Origin of the sequence: Syntrophothermus sp., from assembly GCF_013314835.1 — a bacterium.
Taxonomy (GTDB): domain Bacteria; phylum Bacillota; class Syntrophomonadia; order Syntrophomonadales; family Syntrophothermaceae; genus Syntrophothermus; species Syntrophothermus lipocalidus.
In genome coordinates, this window is sequence record NZ_JABUEX010000104.1 from 1 (window position 1) to 4650 (window position 4650).

Annotated in this window: 2 tRNA genes and 2 rRNA genes; all 4 read right to left on the bottom strand. The window is 53.5% G+C overall.

Annotated elements, in window-relative coordinates:
• Nucleotides 1-2151, bottom strand: a 23S ribosomal RNA gene (locus HPY90_RS14870); the annotation flags it as partial.
• Nucleotides 2152-2416: 265 nt separating this feature from the next.
• Nucleotides 2417-2489 (bottom strand) — tRNA-Ala (locus HPY90_RS14875).
• A gap of 14 nt (nt 2490-2503) precedes the next feature.
• Nucleotides 2504-2577 (bottom strand) — tRNA-Ile (locus HPY90_RS14880).
• Between the two features lie 117 nt (nt 2578-2694).
• Nucleotides 2695-4196, bottom strand: a 16S ribosomal RNA gene (locus tag HPY90_RS14885).
• Between the last annotated feature and the right edge of the window lie 454 nt (nt 4197-4650).

The following is a 4650-nucleotide window of genomic DNA, read 5'->3' on the forward strand; positions in this document are numbered from 1 at the left end:
TGCAGTAAAGCTCCACGGGGTCTTTTTGTCCTGCTGCGGGTAGGCCGCATCTTCACAGCCATTTCAATTTCACCGGGTCCTTCGTCGAGACAGTGCTCTAGTTGTTACACCGTTCGTGCGGGTCGGAACTTACCCGACAAGGAATTTCGCTACCTTAGGACCGTTATAGTTACGGCCGCCGTTCACCGGGGCTTCGGTTCAAAGCTTTGCTTGCGCGAACTTCTCCCCTTAACCTTCCGGCACTGGGCAGGTGTCAGCCCCTATACATCGCCTTTCGGCTTAGCAGAGACCTGTGGTTTTGTTAACCAGTCACTAGAGCCATTTCACTGCGACCCCCCGATGCTCAAGATAACTTTCACATCAGGAGGCACCCCTTATCCCGAAGTTACGGGGCAAATTTGCCTAATTCCTTAACGAAGGTTCTCCCGTTCACCTTGGTATATTCTACCCGTCTACCAGTGTCGGTTTGCGGTACGGGCACTCGAGCTTCAACGTTTAGAGGCTTTTCTCGGCAGCAAGGCTCAACTCACTTACACCTCAAGGGCACGCCACCATACCTCAACTCAGCTTGCGGATTTTCCAACAAGCCTCATCGTCTGACGCATGGTGCACCTGTACAACCAATCACAGGCTGGCCTACCTCGCTGCGTCCCCCCATCACTCTGCTCAAGTGGTTCCGGAATGTTGACCGGATATCCATCGCCTACGCCTTTCGGCCTCGGTTAAGGACCCGACTAACCCGACGCGGAATGACCTGGCGTCGGAAACCTTAGACTTACGGTGAACACGGTTCTCACGTGTTTTACGCTACTCATGCCTGCATTCTCACTTCTGTCCGCTCCAGCCGTCCTTACGGTCGACCTTCACCGCTGACAGAACGCTCCCCTACCGCTCCAGTAAAAACTGAAACCCATGGCTTCGGTACCAAGCTTAGCCCCGTTAAGTTTTCCGCGCAGGATCACTAGACCAGTGAGCTATTACGCACTCTTTAAAGGATGGCTGCTTCTGAGCAAACCTCCTGGTTGTTCGAGTAACCCCACATCGTTTCCCACTTAGCTTGAATTTGGGGACCTTAGCCGATGATCTGGGTTGTTTCCCTCTCGACCATGAATCTCATCATCCACAGTCCGACTGCTATGCTCTGGAGTACCGGCATTCGGAGTTTGATTGGGTTTGGTAAGCGATAAGCCCCCTAGCCCATTCAGTGCTCTACCTCCGGTACTAAACACATAGCGCTAGCCCTAAAGCTATTTCGGGGAGAACCAGCTATCTCCGAGTTCGTTTGGCATATCACCTCTACCCACAGCTCATCCCCTAATTTTGCAACATTAGTAGGTTCGGGCCTCCACGAGCGGTTAGACTCGCTTCACCCTGGCCATGGGTAGCTCACCCGGTTTCGGGTCTAATCCTTGCGACTAAACGCCCTATTCAGACTCGCTTTCGCTACGGCTCCGGGTGTCACTCCCTTAACCTCGCCACAAAGATTAACTCGCAGGCTCATTCTCCAAGAGGCACGCCGTCAGGCGTAGCAGCGCGCACCCGGCTTTCACCGGAGCACCGACCTGCCATTAGCCCTTCGACTGCTTGTAAGTTCACGGTTTCAGGTTCTATTTCACTCCCCTCAACGGGGTACTTTTCACCTTTCCCTCACGGTACTTGTTCACTATCGGTCGCCAAGCGTATTTAGCCTTGGGAGGTGGACCTCCCAGATTCCTGCCGGATTAGCGTGCCCGGCAGTACTCAGGTACCTGGCGGGAGGTGTTTCGTTTTCGCGTACGGGACTATCACCCTCTTTGGTAGGCTTTCCCACACCTTTCCACTAACAAAACACTTTGTAACTCCCATATGCCAGGCCCTACAACCCCGCTCCAGCAAGCTGGAACGGTTTGGGCTTTTCCCTTTTCGCTCGCCACTACTCAGGGAATGATCTCTTTTCCTCTGGGTACTTAGATGTTTCAGTTCCCCAGGTGCCCCTTGCCAACCTATAGATTCAGATGGCAATGCTGTCGGTTCGCGACAGCGGGTTTCCCCATTCGGACATCCCCGGATATAGCGCCTGTTCACGGCTCCCCGAGGCTTATCGCAGTGACCCACGTCCTTCATCGGCACTTGGCGCCAAGGCATCCACCGTAAACTCTTAGTAGCTTCTCCACATGATACGGAGAACCCAGTATTCTTTGAAATTTTTCACCATAAAATTGGATCGTTTTACGATCTTCAGACTTGGCCTACATACTATTCAATTGTTAAGGTTCTTCTTACTCGCCGGTTGACCGGCGCTGGGTGATCCTCACCCATTTCGTCAGGAGCACACAGCCCTGGTCAACCTCCATCCAGACAAACCCGCTACACCACTTCTACTTGCTCTCTCGTTCTCTTGCTTGCCTGCGACACCTACTCTCCAACTCAAGCTCAGTGGAGATGAGGGGACTCGAACCCCTGACCTCCGCCGTGCAAAGGCGGCGCTCTCCCAACTAAGCTACATCCCCAGATACCCGGGAAGTGGGCCTTTCAGGACTCGAACCTGAGACCTCGCCCTTATCAGAGGCGCGCTCTAACCAGCTGAGCTAAAGGCCCGTACCTTCACAACTGAAAAGTGACAGGAAGTTTCCCAACGTTCTTCGTCTCTTCACCGCTGAGAGACTTGAAAGGAGATAGAGCCTGTATCCACAGACACCGGCTCGCAACTCCTAGAAAGGAGGTGATCCAGGCGCACCTTCCGGTACACCTACCTTGTTACGACTTCGTCCCAGTCACCAACCCCACCCTCGACAGCTCCTTCCCTTGCGGGTTAGGATACCGGCTTCAGGTGTTGCCAGCTCCCATGACGTGACGGGCGGTGTGTACAAGGCCCGGGAACGTATTCACCGCAGTATAGCTGACCTGCGGTTACTAGCAACTCCGTCTTCATGCAGGCGGGTTGCAGCCTGCAATCTGAACTGAGGCCAGCTTTAAGGATTGGCTCCGCCTCGCGGCTTCGCAACCTGCTGTACTGACCATTGTAGCGTGTGTGTAGCCCAGGACATAAAGGCCATGCTGACTTGACGTCATCCTCACCTTCCTCCGGCTTAAGACCGGCGGTCCCGCGTGACACGTATAACACACGGCGAGGGTTGCGCTCGTTAGCGGACTTAACCGAACATCTCACGACACGAGCTGACGACAGCCATGCAGCACCTGTGCTGGCTCCCTTGCGGGTCGGTCACCTTTCGGATCCCTACCACCAACATGTCAAACCCTGGTAAGGTTCTTCGTGTTACATCGAATTAAACCACACGCTCCGCTGCTTGTGCGGGCCCCCGTCAATTCCTTTGAGTTTTAACCTTGCGGCCGTAGTCCCCAGGCGGCGGACTTACCGCGTTAGCTTCGACACCGATAGATTTTACCCCACCGACGCCAAGTCCGCATCGTTTACAGCTAGGACTACCGGGGTCTCTAATCCCGTTTGCTACCCTAGCTTTCGCGTCTGAGTGTCAGAAATGGGCCAGGAGGCCGCTTTCGCCACTGGTGTTCCTCCGTATATCTACGCATTTCACCACTACACACGGAATTCCACCTCCCTCTCCCATCCTCTAGTTCAGAAGTATTGAACGACCTCTCCCAGTTAAGCCGGGAGCTTTCACATCCAACTTTCCAAACCACCTGCACGCGCTTTACGCCCAGTAAATCCGGATAACGCTCGCCTCCTACGTTTTACCGCGGCTGCTGGCACGTAGTTAGCCGAGGCTTATTCTGAGGGTACCGTCCTTCCTCATCCCCTCAAAAAGTGCTTTACAACCCGAAGGCCTTCATCGCACACGCGGCGTTGCTGGTTCGCGCTTTCGCACATTAACCAATATTCCCTACTGCTGCCACCCGTAGGTGTCTGGCCCGTTTTCAGTGCCAGTGTGGGGGGTCACCCTCTCAGGCCCCCTACCCGTCATCGCCTTGGTAAGCCATTACCTTACCAACTAGCTGATGGGACGCAGGCCCCTCCCGAAGTGATTTTCACCTTTAGTCACCGGGCATCTAATCCCAGCGACCACATGGGGTATTAGCAGCCCTTTCGAGCTGTTATCCCCCTCTTCGGGGCAGGTCACCAACGCGTTACTCACCCGTTCGCCACTAAGAACGTATTGCTACATTCTCCGTTCGACTTGCATGTATTAGGCACGCCGCCAGCGTTCATCCTGAGCCAGGATCAAACTCTCCGCAAAATATCGTCTTTCGACGTTGTTTTTCTTTCATTTGCGGTTCAAAAGAACGACTGGGTTTTGAACTTCCTATCACTTTTCAATTGTTAAGGTACTACGCCTCATCGCACGTCCGGTTACCTCAGGGATTGGAGACAAAACCGCCGATGTTTTCCATTTCGTCCTTATCCTGGACAACACCGGCTTTCTCTCTTGCAAGCACCCTTTGGGGTTCCGTCTATCTAGAATGGGCTATTCTGTTGTCAATGATCTGCTTCTTGCGCGAGACCGTTTGCCACTTGGGCGAAGTTTATCTTACCAGTTTTTCAAGGTCTTGTCAAGGGGTTTCTTTTGAAATTCAGACATGAGTTGGGACAGATGGCTGAACAATGGTAGTGAAAGCAGACAAAGCGTCAGTGATGATCAAGCGCCACTCCTTGAGAGGCAGCGACCATTTCTGGCACAACAAGACAAATAA